Below are 23,690 nucleotides of genomic sequence, written 5' to 3'. Positions count from 1 at the left end.
TGCAAAAAACCAAAAGTCACCCTTGGTAGGTGGCTTTATAGTGATGGAAGATGTCTAATTTGACAACAAGTTTTGGCATTTCCACATTAAAGGGACATTTCTTTATCTTCGTCGCTTTACTGGATCTTCATGAGGAAAGTTTTACTGCTTTTGATCTTCTCATTATCTATTACGCACCTATTGGCGCAGGGAAAAATATCCGGCCTTGTCATTGACAGTGCAACACGTATCCCGATCAGCAATGTAGTGGTTAAGCTTGACAACGGCCAGGCCGATGTTACAGATGATGCAGGCAGGTTTTTCTTTAAGATCGTTACCGGTAAAAAACTGGTTGTTAGTGCAGTTGGATATCGGACACAGGTACTCGATCTATCAGCGTTGAGGAATAATGTTACTATACTGATGGCGCCTCAGCAAACTCAATTGCAGGACGTCACGATCACTACACATACTTTTAACCCTTACAAGGCAATCAGTGAGATGGATATTAAACTACGCGGCGTGTCTAACTCTCAGGAAGTATTAAGGATAGTACCCGGCTTATTTATCGGGCAGCACCAGGGAGGAGGAAAAGCCGAACAAATATTTTTGCGGGGTTTTGATAACGACCACGGCACAGACATCAACATGAGTGTTGATGGTATGCCTATTAATATGGTGTCACAGGCACACGGGCAAGGGTATGCAGATAGCCACTTCATTATCCCCGAAACAATAGAAAGCACTACCTATAAAAAAGGCATGTATGATGCCGATAAAGGTGATCTTGCTGTAACAGGTTGGGTAAATTTCAATACAGCAAATGCAATTAGCGGCAATACCATTAAAGCAGAAGCCGGGCAATTTGATACATATCGATTATTAGGCATGGTTAATTTATTAAACGATAATGCTAAATCGAAAGGACAATCCTGGTACGCCGCTTCAGAATATCGTTACAGCAACAGTTATTTTGACAATCCACAGCATTTTAACCGCTTTAATTTTTTTACCAAATATCATGGCCGCTTAAATGCGAATAGTATCCTTACGCTTAGCGCTTCAACCATGTACAGTAAATGGAAGGCATCCGGCCAAATACCGGAGAGCGCGGTAGATGAGGGCATCATCGGTTTTTACGGTGCGATAGATCCAAATGAAGGCGGCGTAACCTCGCGCACCAACGTAAACGCCCAATTACTTACCACACTGGGAAACAATGATCTGCTAAAAAATCAACTTTATTACTCCCGTTATAAATTTGATCTGCATACCAACTTTACTTTTTATCTTGTTGATACCGTTAATGGTGATGAGATACGTCAACGAGAGGCGCGTAACTTATTTGGCTATAACGGGAGTTATCTGCACGAAAGCTATATTGGTGGCACCAAGCTTACCTCAGAATTTGGAATTAACGCACGTTTGGATGCTACAAAAGGTTCAGAACTTTCTCATACGGTAAATAACTTTACGCTGCTTGATACCCTAAAGCTGGGCGACATTACTGAAACAAGCGCAGGCGCGTATCTAAGCGAAACATTTCAATTCACATCAAAATTCAGTTTAAACGCCGGATTGCGGTTCGATCAATTCTTTTACCGTTACAACAACAAGTTACCAAGTGATAGTACACTTAATGGGGCGGGTATTTATAAAGCCACCAATAACATAATCAGCCCTAAACTAAACTTCTATTATCAGGCTATTGATAAAGCGCAATTTTACCTGTTTTTAGGCAAAGGATTCCATTCAAATGACACACGGGTTGTAGTAGCCGAAAAGGGACTGCAAACCCTGCCTGCTGCTTACGGAGCTGATTTAGGAAGCATTATAAAGCCAACCAAAAATCTGCTTTTTAATGCCGCAATATGGTATAGTTACCTGCAAAAAGAATTCGTCTATGCCGGCGACGGCGGTTCAGTTGAATTTAGCGGAAGAACCCGGCGTGTGGGTATTGATTTGTCCGGTCGTTATCAACCTCTATCATTTGTTTATCTTGATGCAGATGTTAACTACGCCCATGGCCGTGCTATCGATGACCCTGCCGGGCAAAACTATATTCCGTTGGCCCCGGTGTGGAGCAGCACAGGTGGTGTTACCTACATATTTAAAGATGGCTTTAACGGTAGTTTGCGTTACCGGTGGCTGGGCAACAGGGCGGCCAATGAGGATTATAGCTTAAAGGCTGAAGGCTACTTTGTTAACGATCTCGTTCTCAATTACACTAAACGCAGGTATGAGATCGGGATTACGATAAACAACCTGTTCAATGTAAAATGGAAAGAGACCCAGTTTGAGACAGAAACCCGCTTAAAAGGCCAGATGCCGATAAATAACATAGCCTTTACGGCCGGCACTAAGTTTTTTGCGGTAGCCCACTTAAGCTATAATTTCTGATTGGAAATAAACCCATCTGTCTTGCAACCTTTAACGTTCGATTTGATAGCTGGCTGAGGCATATATTCGCATTATGCTAATTGCCTGCATCCATACGCATTTGCAGCAGGTAAGGCTTAAAGCCAAACTTTTCGTACGCCTTTATTGCCGGGGCATTCTCGCTGTATACCTCCAGTCGCAGTTCAGATACATTGTGAGATTTGGCCCAATTTTTCAACGCATCAATTATCAATCTATTGATTCCTTTACCCCTGTACTCGGGCAGCACATACATAAAACCCAGGTAGGCTTCGTGCGGGTGACGTAGATACGGTTTCGATTCGTTGATGCGGGCATAACCGCTGGCGATAACCTCTCCGTTTGATTCTGCTACAACCAGGTATGCATCCGATGAGGTGAGCAGCCAATCCAGATCATAATATTGTTGCGGGCCAGGTTTCATCTCCGGCGTAAAAGTACGCTCAGCTTCCACTACCCCCTGCTCAAATCGCAACAAGACGGGTTTGTCCGCAAACGCAGCTTTACGGATGATGGGGGAATCATTTTCTTTGTAGGCAGCAGGTGTCCATTCGGTGCGGATCATAGTTGCTAATTTAAAGGATAAACGGTAAAGTAAAATTTATTAGTGCATTCAAACAATCCCCGCCTAAACTGTTATTGCTTAAATCTCTATAATTGCAATTACTATGCGTTTACTTTCCGTTTTAATCCTTATTGTGTTATGTTCTTTCAGATCTGTCCTTGTTGATGAGGTGAGCGATGCCAACCGCATCTGTGGCAAATGGGAATCGAGCGGAAAAGACCTGGTTGTTGAGGTATACCCTTACAAAAACACCTTTAGGGCTAAAATGATACGCTTTACCGGCGGCGTTACTAAAGACAAACCTATGGAAAGCATAACCGATAAAAAAAACTCTGATCCGGCATTACGCAACCGCAAAGTTTTAGGTCTTGATGTAGTTGAAGGGCTTACTTACAACTCTAAAACAAAATCATGGGAAGGCGGCCGCATTTACGAAGTGCAAAGCGGTAAATACTGGAGCGCTGCGGCTACTTTAGATGGCGATAACACTTTGAAAGTTAAAGGGTATTGGAAAGTTAAACTACTCGGAAAAACCATGACCTTTCATAGAATTTAAGCTTAACCTTAATTGGCATTGGTATTGCCTTTATAGTACGTACTAAAGACAATACCATGACAAAACGCTTTTTATCGATTTTTTGCATCATAATGTTGTACAGCAGTACAAATTATAGTACACCAAACAACAAAGCAGTAGAAGATATGGTGTGCGGGAAATGGCAACTGGTTGACGACGCGCTTACAGTGCAGGTCTATCGGGAGGGTTCTGAATTTAGGGCGAAGATCATCTCATTTGATGACCACGATGATACCAAACCGATGGAATACTGGACAGATGACCTTAATCCTAATCCCGCTCTGCGCAGCCGCAAAATTTTGGGCATGAACGTGGTAGAAAAGCTTACTTACAACCCAACAACAAACACTTGGGAAGACGGCATTATATACGATGCCAAACACGGCCGCCATTGGAACTCCTCAGCTTATTTGACAAAGGATGGCTTTCTTAAAGTTAAAGGTTACTGGCATGTTAAATTTATCGGTAAAACTCTGACTTTTAAGAGAGTATAGTCAATAGATCAAGAAATTTTTTTCTTTAAAGTTTGGATTGTAACATTCTTGTTTCATATATTTATGTCACACCAATGTCATCAGATAATTATGTTGAAGACCTTCCAAATTTCGTTAATCACAGTACTGCTTACTGGGTTAACTTGTACCGCAGGCAATGTGCACAGCGATGAGGTAATTTGTGGTAAATGGATTTCAGAGGACAAAGATCTGATAATTCAAGTCTCGAAAGATAACCTTGAATATCATGCAAAAATAGTTTGGTTTGATGACCGTGACGAAAGTATGCAGCTTGATGACCACTTTGACAGGCTGAACCCAGACCCAACACTACGTAACCGTAAGATCGTTGGGATGGAGGTTTTGGAAAAACTTCAATACGCTCCTAACACTAATACGTGGGAAAACGGTGTTATTTATGATGCCAAACATGGCCGCCTCTGGAACTCATGTGCTTACATCAACAGCAAAGGCGAGTTGAAGGTTAAAGGCTATTGGCACTTCAAATTTATTGGCAAAACGCTCACCTTTAAAAGGGTATAAAAAAACGGCGCCTTTTTTAAAAAAGCGCCGTCATTATATAAATCAATCAAAAACTTATTGTTTCATGAACTCGCCATTAGCAACAAGTTCAACTTCGTCGCTAAGCATTGGTGAGCCGTATTTGCTGCCAAAGCCAAAATCAGAACGTTTGATAGTACCGGTGATCTTGAAACCTGCATCAGGGCCTTTGGTCATTGGGTTAGTAATGGTACCGCGGTAAACTACATCTAAAGTTACCGGTTTGGTTACGCCATGTAAGGTTAAGTTACCGGTAACTTTGTATTTGTTAGTACCGTTTGGCTTAACTGAAGTGCTAACGAAGTTTAACGTTGGGAATTTTTCAACATCAAAAAACTCAGCACCTTTAAGGTGGCCATCACGCCTTTCGTTGTCTGTATCAACTGTAGCAGTTTTTGCAGAGAAAGTATATTTCGCATCGCTGAAATCAGGTTTTGCGGCAACGATAGTTGCATCAAAATCTTTGAATTTGCCATCAACATCAGACACTGCTAAGTGAGTGATAGAGAATTTTACTTGTGAGTGCGCCTTGTCAACCGTCCAGGTGCTTTGCGCAGATGCTGCCGTTGCTAAAAAAGCAACAGTGATTAGGGTGAAGATCTTTTTCATTTTGTTTTTTCTGAGTTTAATTGAGACAAATGTATAAAAGGTTTTTATAAAAGATGTTTAAACATCCTTTTTTTTAAATGTGTATGACAATTCAATGCTGAGAGAAAAACTCATCAACCCGCTTGTTAAACGCTGCAGCATGTTCTACCAAGGTACCATGGCCCGAGTTTTTCACTATCCAAAGCTTTGAGCCTTTGATGTTTTTCTGGATGTAGCGGGTGTGGCTATCACTTATCGCGTCATGGTCGCCGGCAATGATAAAAGCCGGACAGGTTATTTTGTGCAGATCTGCTGCGGTTAGGTTAGGTTGCTCCCAATCAAGCAGGAACATTTTCCAGCGATTTTTATCTGCTGTGGTTTTCCATACCCGGTTCTTGTTTTCCTCGTAATATTTTTTACCGCTCGCCCAGCCCTTTGGGTCGGCAAATGAGCTGGCATCAGGGGTAACGTTGGCACCGGTTGCAGCGAATGCTATAACTTTACTGGGGTGATGTATAGCCATCATGATGGCATTTATACCACCATCACTCCATCCTAAAACATAGGCTTTTTGAATATGCATCTGATCGAGCAGGACGGTAAAATCATCAGCCATTTGCTCAAAGCTGATCTTTGGGTTTGGATCAATGGATTTGCCTTGCGAACGACTATCAACCAATATAACCCTATACTTCTTAGCAAAATAGGCTACATTCTCGCTAAAGGCACTCATGTCGCCGCCATTGCCATGGGTCATTAGTAGTGGTTTGCCCTGGCCGTATTCTTCTACGTAAAGTTTGATGCCATTAACCTGGTAATACTTACCGGCGGCGGGATTGCTCCCATAAGGTATTTTTTGGCCGTAGCCCAATACAGCTAATAATTGCGGGATAATGCCCATCAGTAACAAACGTTTAAGGCGCATGACATTTTTTGTGAAAGATAATGATATTCCTTATTTGCAAAAAGCCCTTATGAGTGTTTACGTTTACAACAATGAACACCGTGAACGCTTGTGAACGCTGACATTATTTTGTCAGGAAAAATTTATAAAAACATTGTTACCCTATTTTCTCCCACTTTCCGCTATCAAGGCTGCGGTAAATGGCATCTATTACCTTCATATCCTTTTCGCCTTCTTCGCCGGGTACACGGCTGGTTTTATTGAGGCGCACGCAGGTGGCAAAGTCGTCCATCTGGGCAGCCTGCTGGTTTATGTTGGGCAAGTTCATAGGTTTGCCGTTAATATGGCCGTCGATACCATCATAACCGTATGCGGGTTCTACATCAAACTTGCCTTTCTCGGTTGTTACTCTTAAATAGCCCCAGTTATTATTATAGCTTGATTTGCCGGTCACCTTTTGCCCGCCCGGAAATTTTAGTTCCCAAAAAATGGTTTCATCTACCTCTTTAAACAACTCAGGTTTTGTTTTTTCCTGAGTGGCTTTAACGGCTATGGGCTCCTGGCCCAAAGTGTATCTGGCGGCTTGTATGGCATAAATACCCATGTCCATTAAACCTCCGCCACCGGCCAGGGCTTTTTTTAAGCGCCATGCGTTAGGGTCGCCGGTGTAAACAAAACCGTTGCCCGTGTCAATTACGGTTACCTTTCCTAACACATTCTTTTGGCCAAGGCGCATGGCTTCCATGTTATGCGGTTCAAAATGCAAACGGTAGCCAATTGAAAGCAACCGGTTGGTTTTTTTGCAAGCGGCGATCATTTCACGGCAATCTGCAGCATTTAGCGCCATCGGTTTCTCGCATATTACATGCTTGCCCGCCTTGGCGGCGCGTATGGTGTACTCTTTATGCATAGATACCGGCAGCACAACGTAAACAATATCGATGTCCGGATTTTTGGCTATCTCATCAAAATTTTGATAGTTGTAAATGTTCTTTTGCGGGATGTTGTATTTTTTCGACCATTCTTCGGCCTTTGAAGGTGTACCGGTAACAATGCCTGCCAGGTAGCAATTTTGCGTTTGCTGAAGTGCCGGGGCCAGTTGTCCGCCTCCGTACCCACCCAAGCCCACCAAAGCGATGCCCAGTTTTTTAACCGGTGATGCACCGGCAGCAGCTAACAACGCCGGACTGATAGCCAGCGCCCCCGCCATTATGGAACCATTACGTATAAAATCTCTTCTTGATGTGTTTACTCCTGGTTTCATAATGCTTTTGTTTTAATGTTTATCGTTTAATCAAACCCTTTTTTGTATTGCTTTACCGCGTTTACAATCGAGCGAGCAATGGCATTCTGTCCTTCGGCGGAATTGAGGTATTTTTCATCTGCCGGGTTGTTAATAAAGCCTGTTTCTAAAAGCAAGCCCGGCATCCCGCTTTGTTGTAAAACCAGTACTCCCTGTTCTTTAACTCCCAAACTGCGGCGGCCATCTTTCTCTTTGATCTGCGTATTTAAAAGATTACCAAAGTGGATACTCTGTTTCCTGTAGCGCTGTTGAAAAGCACTCATGATAATGGCATTCACTGCAGCATCCTCGCTATAACCGTTATACTTCTTTTTGTAATCCTTCTCAATAAATATAGAGGCATTCTCACGCAGTGCCTCCATTTGCTCCTGTTTACGATGGTAACCATAAACCAGTAATAAAACGCCGCGGTGGGTACCTTTTTTCTCCGGCGATGAGTTACAGTGTATAGATATGAACAAATTTGCATGGTTATCGTTTGCGATATCTGCACGTTTATGTAGTTCAATAAACTTATCGGTACTGCGGGTCATGATCACATCAACGGCCGGCATCTCATCATTAAGCATATTTTTAAGCCTCTTCCCTATTTCAAGCGCCACAGTTTTTTCTTTTGAAAAAGTACCATGCGAACCAGGGTCTTTGCCGCCATGGCCGGGGTCAATTACAATAGTTTTAAATTTATAAGTGGAGTGCGCAGTTTCGGCAGTTTTTTTGCTTTTGCCTTGAGCAGCGACATACTGATCATTTACGATTAATAAAAATGCAATAAAAGCGAAGGTTGTTGTTAAGTGCCTGTTTAACATGCCGCAAAGGTATACGGATTAAACTAAAACAAGTGGTTATTTGTGAAATTGGTAATAGTGAAAATGCGCAATAGTTAATTTTTTTATAAACAATTGCAACCCCGGGTTAAACGCTTCCGTAATAAATAAAACTAAGCAACCTGTCACTGAAATTGATTTGAAAGGGTATTTTATGAACGACTATTTTACATCACCGACAGCGATTTTTTTCTACTTCTTAGTGGCAGGCTCAACATTGGTTTATTTTATACTATTGTTTGATAAAAAGAACAGGCAAAAGTTAAGTAAGATTTTGGTAGAGGCGCAAGGCACCCAGCCTATGCTGATGAAAAAAGCTGCAGAACATAAAATGCGCGCGTTAAAGGCAGCCGTGAATGATCGCCGGTTTGACCACAGCCAGGTTGAGAAACAGTTGGATAAGCTTGTTGCAGATTACGATAAAGGCCTTATCTCTTTACCTGATTACTGCCATAGTTTGAACCACCTTATCGCCATGACGGCGTAAGTTAGCGTTAGAGATTTGTGATCAGAGATCAGGTTTTAGAGATCTTGAAAGAATAGCGGAACTTAACGACACCAAAAAATCGGCCTTCGTTAAAGGCGGCAAGCATATGCACTGCTGTAGGAGAGACTTAAAACCATTTTGCGGCAGCCGCGACTTTTCTCTGGTTACTATCTTTGAGAGAAAAGAAAGTAACATCCACTGATGATAACTTACTTCACTTACATTCTTTACGGAGAACTACCTATGAGATTGCCGCGCTATCGCTCGCAATTGTAAAGGTCAATTAATTCGGTAACAGAGTTAGCTTTAAAGAATAAAGCAATATTGTTATGCGGAACATTAATAATGACCTTACGTTAAAGCGGAATTATCTGAGCAAATACCGTTTTCTGATCAGCGAATACGAGCAGGTCAAACGCAGGGAACATCCTGTTTATCGCTTTGCCAGGGATTTCTATTTGGCCCATGATACCGATGCCCGAGCGTTTTTGAAATACTACAATCTGTTCAAACAATCAGGCAATGAGCTTGATCTGCTCCCGCAGAAGCGCGGGCCGAAGTACGGCAGTCGCAGGCCTTCTCCGGTTGAGGAACAGCAAGTGCTCGAATTGCGGGATAAAGGCTGCAATAAGTTCGAGATCAACAGCCAGCTCAGGCAGAAATCCAATACCTTTACACCATCGCCATCAGGTATTTACAATATTCTGAAGCGCAATGGGCGTAACCGTTTAAAACCGGTTGACAGGGAAATCAAACAAAAGATCGTCAAGGAGCGCATGGGCCAGTTAGGACATATCGATTGCCATCATTTAAGTAAAAGCGTTATACGCGGACAAAACAGAAAGCTGTACCTGCTTTGCGTACTGGATGACTACAGCCGCCTGGCATGGGCACAGGTGATGACAGATATCACAGCACTCACTACGATGTTCACCGCAATGCATTGCATGCAGGCGCTCAAACGGGAGTTCGGCATCCAGATGGAGGAGATCATTGCAGACAACGGCCCGGAGTTCGGAACGGCTGTAAGTCAAAACAAAATGAACCACCCTTTTGAGCGTATGCTGGTCGAAACAGGTATCAAAAGAAGATATATGAAACCCTACCGGCCGCAAACTAACGGCAAGGTTGAACGCTTCTGGCGGACGCTCAAAGAGGACCTGATCGAAGATACAGACTTCGATAGCCTCCAGGAGCTGGAAGATGAACTGCTTAAATACCTCGTGTACTATAACTGGGAAAGACCTCATCAGGGTATCGGTGGAAAGAAACCTATTGATATGGCTACCCTAAACAACAAAAAATAATACCTAATTCTGTTACCGAATTACCTAACCCTTACAACAATGACATGGTGTTAGAGAAAATTTATAATTCCTATTTCTTTTCTTTGTTTGTTTGCATAGATGAACAAAGAAAATACTCACCTCACCATAGTAACTACGGCCGATGGTTCAAAAACCATTCACAACGCGATAGTTGGTGAAAACTACCATTCTAAGCATGGCGCATTACAGGAAAGCCGGCATGTATTCCTTAAATCGGGATTGCAACATTTCCTGGATAAAAATCCTTCGGGCGAGGTATCTGTATTAGAAGTTGGTTTCGGCACGGGGTTAAATTTCCTGCTCACTGCCGATTACTGTTCAGAACAAAATATCAAGCTCCGTTATACCGGCATAGAGGCCTATCCGCTTACGCCTGACATGATAGCCGAAACGGGCTATGAAAATTTTGTGGCACCGGCTACCTGGGAAAATTTCATAAGCGATTATCCGGCAGCTTTGGCCGCCCCAAGTCAACTTTTGGAAAACATTGAACTGGAGATAGCAGTAACACAATTGACGAATTTTTCATCAGGTAAAACTTTTGATGTGATCTACTTTGACGCCTTTGCTGCTATCCACCAGCCCGAAATGTGGACGGATGAGGCTATAGCGCATACTTTTAAATTTTTAAAGCCGGGCGGCGTGTTTGTTACCTATGCCATAACCGGCAATTTAAAGCGAAGCATCAAAGCATTAGGATTAAAGGTGGAGAAAGCGCCCGGCGCACCCGGCAAACGCGAGATGCTCCGCGCTGTCGCGAGTGTGCAGTAGCCAGTGAGCAGTTTTCAGCTTTGTTTGGTTAGCTGTGGAGGGTACGCTACACACGTCCTTCTCCGCAACTAACTATTAGTGAGCTGTAACTCCACTTCGTTATACTTTATTACCAGTCACTATCTGCAAACTACTCACTGATAACTGCCAACTGAATAAGTATCTTTGTGTAAACACAAAATATTATGGCTTTAACAGCACCAGTTGCATCACATAACGCAAGCGGCGCATTTGAGCGCCTGCTTACCATCATGGACGACCTGCGCACCAATTGCCCCTGGGACAAGAAACAAACCCTGGAGAGCCTGCGCCACCTCACCATAGAGGAGACTTACGAACTATCAGACGCCATCCTGGCCGCCGACATGACGGAGATAAAAAAAGAGCTTGGCGATATTATGCTGCACATGGTTTTCTATGCAAGGATCGCGTCTGAAACCAAAGACTTTGATATTACCGATGTGTTGAACAGCATTTGCGATAAACTGATAAACCGCCATCCGCATATTTACAGCGATACGCATGTGAACGATGAGGCAGACGTTAAACGCAACTGGGAACAGATAAAGCTAAAGGAAGGCAATAAATCGGTTTTGGGTGGTGTACCGGCATCGTTACCTGCGCTGGTAAAGGCATCGCGCATACAGGAAAAAGCGCGTGGCGTAGGCTTCGACTGGGAAAATAAAGACCAGGTTTGGGATAAGGTTGAAGAAGAACTGCAGGAATTTAAAGACGAATTTAACGTTAACGACGAAAGCCTTATAGATAAAGAAAAGGCAGAAGGTGAGTTTGGCGACCTGCTGTTCTCACTCATCAATTACGCACGCTTCATCAATATCAACCCTGAAGATGCCCTTGAAAAAACCAACCGTAAATTCATTAAACGCTTTCAATATCTCGAAGAAAAAGCCCGCGAGCATGGCAAGAACCTGCACGATATGAATCTTGCCGAAATGGACGTTTTTTGGGAAGAGGCAAAAAAAGTTTAAACGTTTGTTTTTTGTTGTAGCGTTTTCAATTTCAATAACGTAATCCAATTTGTAAATCAGTTCATATGAAAAGATTAAGATACTTGATACCAGTTTTACTGGGTGTGGCCTTAACATCAAGCTGTTTAAAGGGTAATGATCAACCTGTTACTCCTAACCCTGAAGGTGCTTTCAGCGGCGAGTTCAGGCTGATAAGCAGGAAGCCGGGACAAACAAAAATTGATACCGCTAAATGCAACATCTCATTGTCGTTAACACAAGCAACGGCATCTTACTCGGTTGGCGGCGACACTTCGAAGATTCATGCAGCCAGCAAAGGTTTATATGGCATAAACGGACAAGGCATCGGCTTTGCCGATAAATCGGTACCTGCAAATTTAGCTACTACCAATGCGCCCATCATTAACGGCAAGGCACATTTACATGGCACTTATTTATTTGTTTATAACGGCAGCGTTTTGCAGATGAAAACCATTATTGGCGATTCGCTGGCATTTGAATACGATCTTAAAAAGATAAACTAAGCTATACGTAGCATACATAACTGCTATTGCACTATTTTTTGAGGCGGCTGTAACGTTTGGGAATTGGAGGCGTACTGTATATTGGCAACTAAGCAGTGTTACAATTAAATGCATTTACTTCACCGCATTACTGAGGAAGAGATCGTCAGTAAATGTAAATCTGGCAGTATTAAACACCAGGAGCTCTTATACAAGCAGTTCTATGGCTACGCTATGGGTGTAAGTATGCGATATAGCCTAAACGAAGACGATGCATTAGAGGTAGTGAACGATGCTTTTATAAAGATATTTAATAACATAAAAACCTATAATACTGATAAACCTTTTAGGGCCTGGCTGCGCACCATTGTGGTAAACACAGCAATTGACAGGCGGCGTAAGGAGCTAAAGCACCAGGCCAATACAGATATTGAAGATGCTTACGAGGTTGGCCATAATGCCACCGCTGTTGAAAGCTTAAATGCACAGGATATATTAAAGCTGATGAAGCAATTGCCGCAGATACAGCTTACAATTTTTAACATGTACGAAATAGATGGATATAACCATGATGAGATAGGGCAGATATTAAATTTGCCGGCAAGCTCGTCACGGGTGTACCTGAGCAGGGCGAAGGAAAAGCTCAGGCATCTTTTAACAATCGAATCACGTAACCATGGATGAGCAGTTTGACGACAACAGACTAACCAACCGCATACGGGAAGTGTTCGATAATTACGAGCACCCGTCTGCAGATCATGGTTGGGAACAATTCAGGAAAAAATACCCTGCTGAGGGTAAAGACCGCAAAGTAGCTATGCTTTGGTGGAGCAGTGCTGCAGCTATAATTTTGCTGATGCTTGGCGTTGGCCTTTGGTTTAAAACGCAGGATAAAACACAGCAAAATAACATCGTTTTAAAACCGGCTGCTAAACCACTTGCAAAAGATTCGTCAACAAATGCTGTTCAGCCTATACAAATCCCTGCGGTGGCCAGCGCGGAAACACCGACGAAAAAATCTAATAAAAAGCCATATCAAAGTCCGTACGTGCATTCCTTAGCTGCTGCACCGGTTATGGCCTACCAGGTTAGGCCTTACAAGGAAGCTTCACCGTTATTTAATGCAGAACAGCCTGTTAAAGCTACTGAACCCGAAAATAACCAGGCTACCAATACGCCTGTAAAGGATAACGGTATTGCATATGCAACTACTCCAATCGATACGGTTAAGGCGCAACAGGTACAGCAGCCGCAGCTTGCACAAACAACCAAACCGACGGAGAGTGTAAACCAACAACCGCAGCAAACCACTATCGCGGCCAATAAAGATACCAAGCGATCAGGCACCATCATGGATATGTTTGAGCGTGAAAAACGCACGCAAACCGCACAAAGGCAACCAACAGATAAGGGAGATAAAAAAGTTACTTTCAGCGTATTTGCTACCACCTATTTTAATTATGCCGAAGGCAGTACCAACCAGGTTAATGCAGGCGCAGGCTTTGCGTCTGATTTCAGGCTGACCAAAAAGCTTAAGCTATCAACAGGTGTAGCATTGGCGCAAAACTCACTTAACTACGGCTCTGCCAATACTGCGCCGCAGGCAGCATTTGCTGTGGCTGCTAAAGCCCCTGTATTAAGGCAAGAAGGTTTCTTTGCCATGTCTGCAGCTTTGCCGGTATTCCGCAATTACAATGTGAGTATGCTGGGTATTGATGTACCTATAAACTTGAAATATGAATTTAATCCGGATAAAACAGACGCATTTATCTCTGCAGGTTTAAGCTCAGGAACGTTCTTTAATGAGAATTATACTTATCGCTATACTTACAGTAATGGTACTGTATCTAATGCAGCAGATGCCGGGCAAGACCAAAGCCAGTCGGTACGCGGCAACAGTAATTTCTATTTTGGTAGGCTGCTCAACCTATCATTCGGTGTAGGTTACCCGGTAGGCACCAACAGGCTGATAGTTGAGCCGTTTGTAAAATATCCGCTCGGCGGTTTAGGTGCGCAGGATATTCGATTTGGATCGGGCGGTGTTAACCTAAAATTCAGCTTTAAAGGCGGCAGGAGATAAATACGTAATAGGGCAAAGTTTACTTAAATCGTATTGCCTTAACCGGTGTAATGCGCGTAACCAGCGTTGATGGGATGATCAAAACCAGCAGGCAAATAACCAATGTGCCTGCATTAAGCAGAATTACATCCATCCACCGCAATTGTATCGGGATAAATGTCATGTAGTAAGACGATTGGTCGAGCTTTAAGAAGTGGGTACTCTCCTGGAAAAGCGCCAAACCGACTCCAAAGGCATTGCCCAGGAGCAACCCCGACCCTATAAGCCAGGCAGCATTATACAAAAACACTTTTTGAATAAGCCAGTTTGACGCACCCAAGGCCTTAAACATACCAATCATTGATGTTCGCTCCAATATCATGATGAGTAAGGCAGATATCATATTGATCACGGCTACAATGGTCATCAATACCAGCATCACCACAGTATTAACGTCAAGCATGTTCAGCCACTCAAATATAGTTGGATAGTTATCTAAAACAGTGTAAGATTTAAGCGTGATAGGTATGCGACTGTCAACAGCTTCTGCAGCAACGGCGATGTCGCCAAAATCCTTAAGTCGAACTTCATAACCGCCAATCTCCCCTTTTGTCCAGTTATTAAGGCGGCGCACCAGGTTAAGATCGCCTATCACGAAGGTTTTATCTACTTCCTCCACCCCTACATCAAATACGCCCACAATCTTCAGTTTACGTTTGCGCACCGGCTCCTGCACAAAATACATCCACAGGTCGTCGCCTGCTTTAAGTTTGAGGCGATTGGCAGTAGTTTGCGATATCATGATCTGCTTCATCGCTTCGGCAGAGTCTGCAAAGTTCATCACCTTGCCGGCCAACAGGTTACTTTTCAAAAAATTCCAGTTGTAGGTGCTGTCTACCCCTTTCAAGATAACGCCTTCTATCTCGTTATTTGCTTTGATGATGCCGGGTTTGGTTGCATAGGGGTGCACATCGCTAACCAGATCAACCGACTTGATGCCCTTTACATATACAGCGCTATCAACAAATGCCGACCGCTCATATGATACATTGTTGTCAGTTTTAACCACTTGCATATCGCCTGCAAAACCCCTAACCTTTTCCCGTATTTCTTGTTTAAAACCACGGATGATCGCAATAGAAAGTATCATTACACCAAGGCCCAGCATAATGCCGATAATGGCAATACGCACAATGAGCTTTGAGAATGTGCGTTTACTTTTAAAAGTTATGCGGTTTGATATAAATGCGGCGAAATTCAATGTAGAATGTTTTTGTACCTTCGCAAAGATGCGTTTTTACACGTAACATACTGCCATTAAATTTGCTTTAAAAATCAGCTATGAAAGGCATAAAAATATACGCGCTCCTATTAACTGCTACCATGCTCACCTGCAGTTGCGACGATTTTGCACAGGTAAAAAATGCCCCGGGCAAAAGCGAAGCAACAAGCGTTAAAAAGGTTACCAACCCCATACTACCCGCGGCTGACCGTACCGAGCTTTACCTGCCCTATTTGAAAGGCCGTAAGGTAGGTATGCTTATCAACCAGACATCTATCATCGGCAGCAATAAAAAACCGCTGATAGACAGCCTGATCAAATTAGGTGTAGATGTAAAAAAGATCTACGGTCCCGAACATGGCTTTAGGGGTAACGCAAGCGATGGCGCTACGGTTAGTTCTACAAAAGACCCGGTTACTGGCCTGCCTGCCATATCGCTGTATGGCAAACACTTTAAACCAACCAAGGAAGACCTTGCCGGCATAGACCTGATGATATTTGATGTGCAGGACGTTGGTACACGCTTTTACACTTACATTTCTACCCTGCATTACGTTATGGAGGCCTGCGCCGAAAATAATATCGAATTGATGGTTTTAGACCGCCCAAATCCAAACGGAGTTTACGTTGACGGCCCGATATTAGACACAGCAAAATTCAGATCATTTGTAGGCATGCACCCGATCCCCATTCTCCATGGAATGACGATTGCCGAATATGCCCAGATGATAAATGGCGAGGGCTGGTTGAAAAACAAAGTACAGTGCAAGCTAAAAATAGTTAAGGCAGGCAACTATAACCGCAACATGGATTACACATTACCTGTAAATCCGTCGCCTAATTTAAACACACAGCAATCCATTTTACTTTATCCGCATATTTGCTTTTTTGAGGGTACAAAGCTAAGCCTTGGCCGTGGCACGTTGTTCCCGTTCCAGGTAATAGGAAGCCCGAAACTAAAGGATAAATATCATTTTTCGTTTAAGCCTGTGAGCATACCCGGCATGAGCGATAACCCGCCATTGAAAGATACTGTTTGCTATGGCCTCGATCTTAAAAATTACAATATGCAAACCATCCGCAAAAGCGGAAAACTTAATTTGGCATGGATAATTGAGATGTACAAGATCTACCCGGATAAGGAGCATTTCTTCACGGCCTACTTTAATAAACTGGCCGGCAATGCCGAGCTGAGGAAGCAGATAACCGATGGGAAAACCGAAGCGGAGATACGCCGGACCTGGGAACCGGGTTTAATTAAATTTAAAGCTACACGCAGTAAATACTTGTTATACAACTAAGCCATATACTACCGATATGAGAATTGTTTTTATGGGCACCCCTGCCTTCGCCGTTGCTTCTTTAGATGCCTTAACTACCGCTGGATGTGATGTTGTTGGTGTTGTAACCGCACCAGATAAACCTGCCGGTCGCGGACAGAAGGTAAGCGAATCTGCTGTGAAACAATATGCAGTGGCCAACGGCTTAAAAGTGTTGCAGCCAGAAAAACTGAAAAGCCCTGAATTTATTGCAGACTTAAAAGCGCTAAAAGCTGATTTACAAGTGGTTGTTGCCTTTAGGATGCTGCCCGAGGTGGTTTGGAATATGCCGCCAAAAGGAACTATTAATTTACACGCTTCATTACTACCGCAATATCGTGGCGCTGCGCCTATTAACTGGGCAATCATCAACGGCGAAAAAGAAACCGGGGTAACTACATTTTTCCTGAAACATGAAATAGATACCGGTGATGTGCTATTTACCGAAAAGGTAACGCTTACCGGCTCTGAAACAGCAGGCGAACTGCATGACCGCCTTATGAATAAAGGCGCAGGCTTATTGGTAAAAACTGTTAAAGCGGTTGAAAGTAACAAGTACAACGAGCATCCACAAGAGCAATTGGCGGCCGGTATTGATCTGAAACATGCCCCTAAGATTTTCAAAGATGATTGCCGGATAGATTTTAATCAGTCGGCAGAGCAGGTGTATAATCTTATCCGTGGCTTAAGTCCATCGCCGGTAGCATATACCATGTTAAACGATAAAGTTTTAAAGATCTACAATGCCAGCTATGAACAAGGTGAGCCGGGTATATCGGCAGGCGGCTTTGTCACCAATCATAAAAACAACTTAAAATTTGCCACCAAAGATGGTTTCATCAGCGTAACCGATGTACAACTCGAGGGCAAAAAGCGAATGAGCATTGAGGAGTTTTTACGTGGTGTGAGGTTGTAGGTTATAAGTAATACTTACTCACAGCTTTACATCCATATCGTATTTGCCGTTAAAAATCGACATGCTCTATTAAGCGATGCATGGGCAGAACGTTTGAGATTGTACATTACTGCAACAGTACAGAATAACCGGCATAAAATGCTTTGAATTAATCAATGCCAGATCATGTTCACATGCTTATCGGTCTTAATCCGGCGCAATCGATTTCTGATTTGATGCGATTGGTAAAAGGTGATTCGTCCGAATGGATCAACAAAGAAAGATTGACATCTTTTAAATTTCAATGGCAGGAAGGTTATGGGGCGTTTAGTTATAGCAAATCACAAATAGACAATGTTGTTAAATACATTATCAATCAGCAGGAACATCATAAAAAGGTTACTTTCTTAGAGGAATACATTAAGCTGCTTGACAACTTTGGTGTATCTTACGATGAGCGATATATCTTTAAGGAGCCTATTTAACTCTTTAGGGGTAGCTCCTATGGAGCAAAAATTCACTCCGGTATTTCTCTACAAAGCGGTAGCCTCTAACGAGGCATTCACGAAACGCTATATTGATCTGAATATAAAAGTTACCGTCCCATAGGAACCACCGCTTTGCAATTTTCTACAAAAGGGTAATCAATAACGAGACAACCCTGAAATTCTACATTTATTTGAAGATAAAAGTTACTGTCCCTTAGGAACAACCGCTTTGTAATTTTCTACAAAGGATAATCAATAACGAGGCAAATTCTATATTGATTTGAAAAAGACAGTCACTGTCCCATAGGGACAACCGCTTTGTAGCTACAAGCAACCAAGTTTTTTTGTCCCGTAGGGACTATCCAACAGCCGCTATGGCTTAACGAGCAACCTACTCACCCTGTAAATAAACACAAACATCAGCGAGGTGGCTATTGCCCCAAACGTATGCCACAAAAAGTGGGTACCAATGCTTAACGAGGTGTATTTATCATACACTCTGAAACCTATTGCGACACCAAATGATATAAGCGCGGCAAAAACCAGCCAACTGTTTTGCCAGCGCGTTTTCCAAAGCAACAACATCAGCGGTAAAACTATCATCAGCACCATAATGGTGTAGTTTAGGCTGATCATTAACTGAATATCGTATTTCGGTAAAAACCGCCTGATACCGAAGGTTAGCCCGAGAAAAACCACAAGTGCTATTATGCCTATATAATTTTTCCCGCTAAATTTTATCCAAAAATATACGCTTGAGATAAGACACAGTATGGCGATCGGTAGCCAATCCATCATGATGAAAACCGGCCAGCGCCGCAAGCCATGGTAGGTTGTACTTCCAATGCAGCCAATAAGAAGTAACCAGGTAGCCACACTTAAAAAAGCATATCGCCTATCAAATCCTTTCAATTTTATCAACCAATAAATACCCGGTATTAAAAACAGGGCTGACGATACCATGTTAAAGGGTTCCGGGAAAAAGTGATGGAGATCGGTCTCGGTATATATCAATCCTCCATCCGGCGGGTGTATTTGCATGGGCATTTTACAACTATTATGGTTATCAATTTAACGTCATAAAGTACAAACTGTTCGGCGGCAAATTATTAATAACCGTACTTTTACATTCCAGTAATAAGGCAATGACAGAACAAAATCAACGCATTTCAGCATTAAAGCAACAGATAGCGCCGCTACGCCAGCAATTGATCAATCACCCGTTGTATGACCACATTAACACGCTTGATGAATTGCATCTTTTTATGCAGCATCATGTTTTTGCGGTTTGGGATTTTATGTCGTTGTTAAAAGTTCTGCAACGTAACCTTACCTGCACCACCCTGCCGTGGATGCCGGTTGGTAACGCCAATACACGTTACCTCATCAACGAAATTGTTACCGGGGAAGAAAGCGATGTTGACCAGCACGGCAACCGTACCAGCCATTTTGAATTATATTTAAATGCCATGCAACAAGCCGGCTCAAATGCAGCTGGCATCGTATCGTTGTTTAAAGAATTAAGCATGCAGGCCGATATAAAAAAAGCGTTGAAAAGTGCTGATATGCCGCAAGCTGCCCGAATGTTTGTTGAACATACCTTTGACGTGGTAAACAATGCCAAAAGCCATGTACAGGCTGCCGTATTTACTTTCGGCAGGGAAGACCTGATCCCTGGTATATTCACCAGCATTGTAAAAAAGCTGAATAGCGAAACCGCAGGCAAGCTTGATATTTTTGTGTATTACCTGGAGCGCCACATCGAGGTTGACGGCGATCATCACTCTAACCTTGCCTATGAAATGACCGCCGAACTTTGCGGTACCGACGACACCAAATGGCAGGAAGCAACCATTGCTGTTGAGCAGGCCCTGCAAGCCCGCATTAACCTTTGGGATGGCATACTGGAAGGGATAAAGGCAAGTGTTGTGGAAACTATCTAAACTAAAAGAATAATCTTAACCCTATTTCTTTTCTCCACTACGTCAGCAAAAAAGCTTCGGGCGAAATCGGGCAGAAAGATGGTGGCCTGTGCGCGGTAAGGGCATAGCAATACTTGCCTGAAGCTATGGCTATGTGCGAACGAAGTGGCGGGAAGATTTTGCAGCCCGTGGTTCTGCCCGATTTGCGCGGGAGAGGCTGTGAGCGCAAAGAAGCATCTTTGCTGACTTGATCTTTTGCTTCTTTTGTATCAAGACAAAAGAAGTAGCCCCTGCGGCGATGAGCAGACTGACATTAATTTACAGCACAATCTTAGCGTGTGAGATGCCGAAATAAATTCGGCATGACGATTTCCGCCCCTTCTTTCTTACAACTTATTCAATTCATCAATCAGCGCTTTACTAATGCGGTTAAAATAGCGTTTAACGCCGTAGCCCATTACCCATTGTATCCCTTTGGTTGCATTGGTTAGGAAAACTTCGTCAGCCTCGTTCAATATCTCTGCATTGATCTGTGCTTCCATTACCGGGATGTTATTGTCCCGCGCAAGTTGTATCACCACCCGGCGCATTACGCCCTCAACGCAGCCTTCGCTTAAAGCCGGTGTGTATAAATGACTTTGGTACCATACAAATATGTTTGAGCTGCCAGCTTCGCATAAATTACTGCTATCGTTCAGCAGAAAAATATCATCCAAACGGTTCTGTTGTTTAAACAGCCCGGCCATTACGTAGATCAGCGAATTACATGTTTTGATGTTAGACAAGTAGTTAAAAGGCTTCTTCAACTCGCTGTAAACATCCATTATCAGGCCTTTATCGTTTAAGTAATAGCGTGGCTCATCCAGAGGTTGGATCTCCAGGCAATAGGCCATTTTGTTTTGCGATGGCGTATACAAGCCTTCAGCATCACGGAAAACTGTTAAACGTGCACGACCATGTTTTATCTTATTACGGCGCGCGAGCTCCTCTACTTTCTCTTTCAAGAACCAGGTGTCCGCTTGCGAATAGCCATCTATTTTTAGGGCCTTCATGCCCTTTTGTAAACGATCTGCATGCAGCTCAGGGAAGTTGAGCTTACCCTTCATGACACGCATACTTTCGAAAAGACCGTCGCCGTATCTAAAAGAGCGGTTAGCAACTGTAAACAACTTACTGTCCTCGGGTATCAATTCTCCGTTAAAATTTATCAAAACCGGCATAGGTACTCGGGTTGCGGAATTAGAACTGTTTGACAACTTTATTTATATGAACACTTTTTAACAGAAAAAATTACTTCTCGTGGGAATATTTGCTTTCAGAAACGGCTGATTTTATCTTTTGTTCGCACCGTGTTAAACTTCTTTTTCAGCACCTGCATATTTGCGCCATTTCTCCAGCACACCCTCAAAATCGGCAGGTAGGGGTGCTTCAAAATAGATGTTCGTTTTTTTCGACGGATGCACAAACCCAAGCGACTGCGCGTGCAATGCCTGCCTCGGCATTACCTCAAAACAGTTGTCTACAAACTGGCGGTATTTATTAAACACTGTTCCTTTCAGTATTTTGTCGCCGCCATACATGGCATCACTAAACAGCGGGTGGCCAATGTGTTTCATATGCGCACGGATCTGGTGGGTGCGGCCGGTTTCCAGTTTGCATTCTATCAGCGTAACATACCCCATACGCTCTAAAACCTTGTAATGCGTTACTGCCCATTTACCTTTCTCAGGATCATCATAGATAGACATTACGCGCCTATCGTTAATGCTGCGGCCAATATAACCGGTTACTGTGCCGTCTTCGGCAATGTCGCCCCATACCAGCGCCAGGTAGCGGCGGTTGATGGTATGGTCAAAAAACTGCTTGGCCAGGTAGTTCATACTGCGCTCGTTCTTGCTGATGAGCAGCAAGCCGCTGGTATCTTTATCAATGCGGTGTACCAGCCCGGGGCGGCCATCATTACCCGGTAAAGTAGGCAGTTGCTGAAAGTGGTAGACCAAACCGTTTACCAACGTACCGGTGTAGTTGTTATACCCAGGATGCACCACTAACCCGGCAGGTTTATTTACAACCAGTACATCGTCATCCTCGTAAATAATATCTAAAGGAATATTCTCCGGATAAACTTCCGTATCGCGGGGCGGATGTGGTAATACCACGGAAATTATATCGCCGGGTTTTACCTTATAGCTGGCTTTGATTGGTTTATCATTAACCAACACGTTATCAGCCTCAATAGCGGTTTGTATACGGTTGCGCGATGCATTTTCAACACGGTGCATCAAAAATTTATCAATACGCAGTAACGATTGCCCTTTATCAACCACAATACGCAGATGTTCATACAGGTCCTGCTCCTCACTATCAATAATCAGGTTATCGTCCGTCATGCGGCAAAAGTAAGGTAAATCAGGATAACTTTATAAGTTTGCAGTATGGATATCAGCCTGGATATATATAGCCCCGTGCAGCCATTGCATAACCAGCTTTTTGCGGATAAGGGATTGCAGGTTTATATCAAACGGGATGATTTGATACACCCAATCATATCCGGCAATAAGTGGCGCAAGCTTAAATACACCCTACAAGAGGCGAACAGGCAGTGTAAACGCCATCTGGTCACATTTGGCGGGGCTTATTCGAACCATTTAATGGCTACGGCAGCCGCCGCCGCTAAGTTTGGCTTTAAAGCCACAGGCTTTGTAAGAGGTGAAGAAGTGAGTAACGATACTCTTTTTATGTGCCGCCTGCACGGCATGGAACTCATTTTTACTGATAGAGACAGCTACCGCGATAAGCAGGCTTTGTTTGGTAAACATTTTATGGATGATCTTGATGCTTTCTTCATAAATGAAGGTGGATCCTCAACAGAAGGTGCCTTGGGCGTTGCCGAACTAATAGACGAGTTACCTGAAACCTACCACCATATCTTTTGCGCCTGCGGTTCAGGAACAACCGCAGCAGGTATTATAAATGGCTTAACCACTCATGCGTTGCCAACCATTTTCAATGGCGTACCGGCCTTAAAAGGCGGCGATTTTCTGCGGGAAGATATCGACAAGATGCTCACTTTTCCTGTTGAGTACAAGCTCCACACCGATTATCACTTTGGTGGCTATGGCAAAACCACGCCCGAACTGATTGAATTCATCAAAAAATTTATTGCGGAGACCGGCATCCTTATAGACCCTGTTTACACAGGCAAAATGCTTTACGCTTTATATGATCTGGCATCTAAAGACTACTTTTCCCCGGGCAGCAAAATATTGGCTGTCCACACCGGTGGTGTTTGGGGTTTACTGGGGATGAAGCAAAAGTTTAGGTTTTAAGAAATTCTTAACTCCCTCCCCTGGGAGGCGTGCGGCTGGAGCTTGCGTAAAGGCAGGGAGGGCTCGTACATCTCGTAGAAACCATCCCTACACCCTCCCAAGGGA

The 23,690-nt window shown here is 43.4% G+C and carries 26 protein-coding genes and 1 pseudogene; 18 read left to right on the top strand and 9 right to left on the bottom strand.

From position 1 onward, the window contains the following. Nucleotides 1-129: 129 nt before the first annotated feature. Nucleotides 130-429: pseudogene (locus INP83_RS21350) on the top strand (carboxypeptidase-like regulatory domain-containing protein); the annotation flags it as partial. Then, a complete protein-coding gene (locus INP83_RS09590) occupies nucleotides 403-2,379 on the top strand; it encodes a TonB-dependent receptor (protein ID WP_370630617.1) in 1,977 nt (658 codons plus the stop codon). The pseudogene INP83_RS21350 and the gene INP83_RS09590, both read left to right, overlap by 27 nt. Nucleotides 2,380-2,455: 76 nt before the next feature. Here the strand turns inward: INP83_RS09590 and INP83_RS09585 are convergent, their stop codons facing one another. Next, nucleotides 2,456-2,962, bottom strand: coding sequence for a GNAT family N-acetyltransferase (locus tag INP83_RS09585; RefSeq protein ID WP_219127228.1), 507 nt, complete (start codon nucleotides 2,960-2,962; stop codon nucleotides 2,456-2,458). Between the two features lie 103 nt (nucleotides 2,963-3,065). Here INP83_RS09585 and INP83_RS09580 point away from each other — a divergent pair, with 103 nt between their 5' ends. The 3 genes from INP83_RS09580 (at nucleotide 3,066) to INP83_RS09570 (ending at nucleotide 4,576) form a co-directional block, all read left to right on the top strand. Then, the gene (locus tag INP83_RS09580) at nucleotides 3,066-3,518 is read left to right on the top strand and encodes a DUF2147 domain-containing protein (protein ID WP_219127227.1); all 453 of its coding nucleotides are present in this window, start codon (nucleotides 3,066-3,068) and stop codon (nucleotides 3,516-3,518) included. A 92-nt stretch (nucleotides 3,519-3,610) separates the two neighbouring features. After that, nucleotides 3,611-4,033, top strand: a complete 423-nt coding sequence (locus INP83_RS09575; RefSeq protein WP_255563290.1) for a DUF2147 domain-containing protein — start codon at nucleotides 3,611-3,613, stop codon at nucleotides 4,031-4,033. A 90-nt stretch (nucleotides 4,034-4,123) separates the two neighbouring features. After that, nucleotides 4,124-4,576, top strand: a complete 453-nt coding sequence (locus tag INP83_RS09570) for a DUF2147 domain-containing protein (protein WP_255563289.1) — start codon at nucleotides 4,124-4,126, stop codon at nucleotides 4,574-4,576. Nucleotides 4,577-4,630: 54 nt separating this feature from the next. Here the strand turns inward: INP83_RS09570 and INP83_RS09565 are convergent, their stop codons facing one another. From INP83_RS09565 to INP83_RS09550, 4 genes are all read right to left on the bottom strand, one after another. Then, nucleotides 4,631-5,203, bottom strand: coding sequence for a YceI family protein (locus INP83_RS09565; RefSeq protein ID WP_219127225.1), 573 nt, complete (start codon nucleotides 5,201-5,203; stop codon nucleotides 4,631-4,633). Nucleotides 5,204-5,294: 91 nt separating this feature from the next. Beyond that, nucleotides 5,295-6,107: an alpha/beta fold hydrolase gene (locus INP83_RS09560; protein ID WP_219127224.1), complete on the bottom strand. Its 813-nt coding sequence runs from the start codon at nucleotides 6,105-6,107 to the stop codon at nucleotides 5,295-5,297. Between the two features lie 136 nt (nucleotides 6,108-6,243). Beyond that, nucleotides 6,244-7,350, bottom strand: a complete 1,107-nt coding sequence (locus INP83_RS09555; protein ID WP_219127223.1) for a Gfo/Idh/MocA family protein — start codon at nucleotides 7,348-7,350, stop codon at nucleotides 6,244-6,246. 26 nt (nucleotides 7,351-7,376) lie between these two features. Continuing rightward, nucleotides 7,377-8,195 (bottom strand): N-acetylmuramoyl-L-alanine amidase, encoded by an 819-nt coding sequence (locus INP83_RS09550; RefSeq protein WP_146268544.1) that lies wholly within the window; start codon nucleotides 8,193-8,195, stop codon nucleotides 7,377-7,379. A gap of 172 nt (nucleotides 8,196-8,367) precedes the next feature. Between INP83_RS09550 and INP83_RS09545 the strand changes: the two genes are divergently transcribed. From INP83_RS09545 to INP83_RS09515, 7 genes are all read left to right on the top strand, one after another. Beyond that, complete coding sequence (locus INP83_RS09545; RefSeq protein ID WP_146268545.1) at nucleotides 8,368-8,700, top strand: hypothetical protein; 333 nt, start codon at nucleotides 8,368-8,370, stop codon at nucleotides 8,698-8,700. A 329-nt stretch (nucleotides 8,701-9,029) separates the two neighbouring features. Further along, nucleotides 9,030-10,007: an integrase core domain-containing protein gene (locus INP83_RS09540; protein ID WP_219127024.1), complete on the top strand. Its 978-nt coding sequence runs from the start codon at nucleotides 9,030-9,032 to the stop codon at nucleotides 10,005-10,007. Nucleotides 10,008-10,106: 99 nt separating this feature from the next. Next, nucleotides 10,107-10,799 (top strand): tRNA (5-methylaminomethyl-2-thiouridine)(34)-methyltransferase MnmD, encoded by a 693-nt coding sequence (gene mnmD, locus INP83_RS09535; RefSeq protein ID WP_219127222.1) that lies wholly within the window; start codon nucleotides 10,107-10,109, stop codon nucleotides 10,797-10,799. 185 nt (nucleotides 10,800-10,984) lie between these two features. Next, nucleotides 10,985-11,788: a nucleoside triphosphate pyrophosphohydrolase gene (gene mazG / locus INP83_RS09530; RefSeq protein WP_219127221.1), complete on the top strand. Its 804-nt coding sequence runs from the start codon at nucleotides 10,985-10,987 to the stop codon at nucleotides 11,786-11,788. Between the two features lie 65 nt (nucleotides 11,789-11,853). Beyond that, complete coding sequence (locus tag INP83_RS09525; protein ID WP_219127220.1) at nucleotides 11,854-12,312, top strand: hypothetical protein; 459 nt, start codon at nucleotides 11,854-11,856, stop codon at nucleotides 12,310-12,312. Between the two features lie 108 nt (nucleotides 12,313-12,420). After that, nucleotides 12,421-12,975: an RNA polymerase sigma factor gene (locus INP83_RS09520; protein WP_219127219.1), complete on the top strand. Its 555-nt coding sequence runs from the start codon at nucleotides 12,421-12,423 to the stop codon at nucleotides 12,973-12,975. Further along, nucleotides 12,968-14,371 (top strand): hypothetical protein, encoded by a 1,404-nt coding sequence (locus tag INP83_RS09515; RefSeq protein ID WP_219127218.1) that lies wholly within the window; start codon nucleotides 12,968-12,970, stop codon nucleotides 14,369-14,371. Before INP83_RS09520 ends, INP83_RS09515 begins: the two co-directional genes overlap by 8 nt. A gap of 19 nt (nucleotides 14,372-14,390) precedes the next feature. Here INP83_RS09515 and INP83_RS09510 read toward each other — a convergent pair whose 3' ends face one another. Then, nucleotides 14,391-15,611 (bottom strand): FtsX-like permease family protein, encoded by a 1,221-nt coding sequence (locus tag INP83_RS09510; protein ID WP_219127217.1) that lies wholly within the window; start codon nucleotides 15,609-15,611, stop codon nucleotides 14,391-14,393. An 80-nt stretch (nucleotides 15,612-15,691) separates the two neighbouring features. On the opposite strand from INP83_RS09510, the gene INP83_RS09505 reads away from it, so the two are divergent. From INP83_RS09505 to INP83_RS09495, 4 genes are read left to right on the top strand one after another with little or no spacing between them, the layout of a single operon-like run. Continuing rightward, nucleotides 15,692-16,933, top strand: a complete 1,242-nt coding sequence (locus INP83_RS09505; RefSeq protein WP_255563288.1) for an exo-beta-N-acetylmuramidase NamZ domain-containing protein — start codon at nucleotides 15,692-15,694, stop codon at nucleotides 16,931-16,933. A gap of 16 nt (nucleotides 16,934-16,949) precedes the next feature. Further along, entirely contained in the window at nucleotides 16,950-17,867 is a 918-nt protein-coding gene (fmt, locus tag INP83_RS09500) for a methionyl-tRNA formyltransferase (protein WP_219127216.1), read from the top strand. Between the two features lie 3 nt (nucleotides 17,868-17,870). Beyond that, nucleotides 17,871-18,014 (top strand): transposase, encoded by a 144-nt coding sequence (locus INP83_RS21345; RefSeq protein WP_370630615.1) that lies wholly within the window; start codon nucleotides 17,871-17,873, stop codon nucleotides 18,012-18,014. 8 nt (nucleotides 18,015-18,022) lie between these two features. After that, complete coding sequence (locus INP83_RS09495) at nucleotides 18,023-18,331, top strand: transposase (RefSeq protein ID WP_255563287.1); 309 nt, start codon at nucleotides 18,023-18,025, stop codon at nucleotides 18,329-18,331. Between the two features lie 375 nt (nucleotides 18,332-18,706). Here the strand turns inward: INP83_RS09495 and INP83_RS09490 are convergent, their stop codons facing one another. Further along, nucleotides 18,707-19,381 (bottom strand): hypothetical protein, encoded by a 675-nt coding sequence (locus INP83_RS09490; protein WP_219127215.1) that lies wholly within the window; start codon nucleotides 19,379-19,381, stop codon nucleotides 18,707-18,709. Nucleotides 19,382-19,479: 98 nt separating this feature from the next. Between INP83_RS09490 and INP83_RS09485 the strand changes: the two genes are divergently transcribed. Next, a complete protein-coding gene (locus INP83_RS09485; RefSeq protein WP_219127214.1) occupies nucleotides 19,480-20,277 on the top strand; it encodes a DUF3050 domain-containing protein in 798 nt (265 codons plus the stop codon). A 365-nt stretch (nucleotides 20,278-20,642) separates the two neighbouring features. Here the strand turns inward: INP83_RS09485 and INP83_RS09480 are convergent, their stop codons facing one another. Together INP83_RS09480 and INP83_RS09475 are read right to left on the bottom strand one after the other, a co-directional pair. Then, nucleotides 20,643-21,476, bottom strand: a complete 834-nt coding sequence (locus tag INP83_RS09480) for an aminotransferase class IV (protein WP_219127213.1) — start codon at nucleotides 21,474-21,476, stop codon at nucleotides 20,643-20,645. A 132-nt stretch (nucleotides 21,477-21,608) separates the two neighbouring features. After that, complete coding sequence (locus INP83_RS09475) at nucleotides 21,609-22,646, bottom strand: RluA family pseudouridine synthase (protein WP_146268559.1); 1,038 nt, start codon at nucleotides 22,644-22,646, stop codon at nucleotides 21,609-21,611. A 45-nt stretch (nucleotides 22,647-22,691) separates the two neighbouring features. Between INP83_RS09475 and INP83_RS09470 the strand changes: the two genes are divergently transcribed. Continuing rightward, the gene (locus tag INP83_RS09470; protein WP_219127212.1) at nucleotides 22,692-23,585 is read left to right on the top strand and encodes a 1-aminocyclopropane-1-carboxylate deaminase/D-cysteine desulfhydrase; all 894 of its coding nucleotides are present in this window, start codon (nucleotides 22,692-22,694) and stop codon (nucleotides 23,583-23,585) included. Nucleotides 23,586-23,690 lie beyond the last annotated feature (105 nt).

The sequence above is a fragment of the Mucilaginibacter sp. 21P genome, assembly GCF_019331605.1.
GTDB lineage: Bacteria > Bacteroidota > Bacteroidia > Sphingobacteriales > Sphingobacteriaceae > Mucilaginibacter > Mucilaginibacter achroorhodeus.
Note: the sequence above shows the minus strand (reverse complement) of the source record. Positions and strands in the feature narration are given on the sequence as shown.

Coding starts and splice junctions, on each gene's coding strand:
- INP83_RS09490 (WP_219127215.1), bottom strand. CDS start 19,381: ATGCCCATGCAAATACACCCGCCGGATGGAGGATTGATATATACCGAG.
- INP83_RS09550 (WP_146268544.1), bottom strand. CDS start 8,195: ATGTTAAACAGGCACTTAACAACAACCTTCGCTTTTATTGCATTTTTA.
- INP83_RS09555 (WP_219127223.1), bottom strand. CDS start 7,350: ATGAAACCAGGAGTAAACACATCAAGAAGAGATTTTATACGTAATGGT.
- INP83_RS09545 (WP_146268545.1), top strand. CDS start 8,368: ATGAACGACTATTTTACATCACCGACAGCGATTTTTTTCTACTTCTTA.
- fmt (WP_219127216.1), top strand. CDS start 16,950: ATGAGAATTGTTTTTATGGGCACCCCTGCCTTCGCCGTTGCTTCTTTA.
- INP83_RS09495 (WP_255563287.1), top strand. CDS start 18,023: ATGCCAGATCATGTTCACATGCTTATCGGTCTTAATCCGGCGCAATCG.
- mnmD (WP_219127222.1), top strand. CDS start 10,107: ATGAACAAAGAAAATACTCACCTCACCATAGTAACTACGGCCGATGGT.
- INP83_RS09570 (WP_255563289.1), top strand. CDS start 4,124: ATGTTGAAGACCTTCCAAATTTCGTTAATCACAGTACTGCTTACTGGG.
- INP83_RS09590 (WP_370630617.1), top strand. CDS start 403: ATGGCGCCTCAGCAAACTCAATTGCAGGACGTCACGATCACTACACAT.
- INP83_RS09565 (WP_219127225.1), bottom strand. CDS start 5,203: ATGAAAAAGATCTTCACCCTAATCACTGTTGCTTTTTTAGCAACGGCA.
- INP83_RS09585 (WP_219127228.1), bottom strand. CDS start 2,962: ATGATCCGCACCGAATGGACACCTGCTGCCTACAAAGAAAATGATTCC.
- INP83_RS09475 (WP_146268559.1), bottom strand. CDS start 22,646: ATGACGGACGATAACCTGATTATTGATAGTGAGGAGCAGGACCTGTAT.
- INP83_RS09485 (WP_219127214.1), top strand. CDS start 19,480: ATGACAGAACAAAATCAACGCATTTCAGCATTAAAGCAACAGATAGCG.
- INP83_RS09505 (WP_255563288.1), top strand. CDS start 15,692: ATGAAAGGCATAAAAATATACGCGCTCCTATTAACTGCTACCATGCTC.
- INP83_RS09540 (WP_219127024.1), top strand. CDS start 9,030: ATGCGGAACATTAATAATGACCTTACGTTAAAGCGGAATTATCTGAGC.
- INP83_RS09580 (WP_219127227.1), top strand. CDS start 3,066: ATGCGTTTACTTTCCGTTTTAATCCTTATTGTGTTATGTTCTTTCAGA.
- INP83_RS09525 (WP_219127220.1), top strand. CDS start 11,854: ATGAAAAGATTAAGATACTTGATACCAGTTTTACTGGGTGTGGCCTTA.
- INP83_RS09480 (WP_219127213.1), bottom strand. CDS start 21,476: ATGCCGGTTTTGATAAATTTTAACGGAGAATTGATACCCGAGGACAGT.
- INP83_RS09520 (WP_219127219.1), top strand. CDS start 12,421: ATGCATTTACTTCACCGCATTACTGAGGAAGAGATCGTCAGTAAATGT.
- INP83_RS09560 (WP_219127224.1), bottom strand. CDS start 6,107: ATGCGCCTTAAACGTTTGTTACTGATGGGCATTATCCCGCAATTATTA.
- mazG (WP_219127221.1), top strand. CDS start 10,985: ATGGCTTTAACAGCACCAGTTGCATCACATAACGCAAGCGGCGCATTT.
- INP83_RS09575 (WP_255563290.1), top strand. CDS start 3,611: ATGTTGTACAGCAGTACAAATTATAGTACACCAAACAACAAAGCAGTA.
- INP83_RS09470 (WP_219127212.1), top strand. CDS start 22,692: ATGGATATCAGCCTGGATATATATAGCCCCGTGCAGCCATTGCATAAC.
- INP83_RS09515 (WP_219127218.1), top strand. CDS start 12,968: ATGGATGAGCAGTTTGACGACAACAGACTAACCAACCGCATACGGGAA.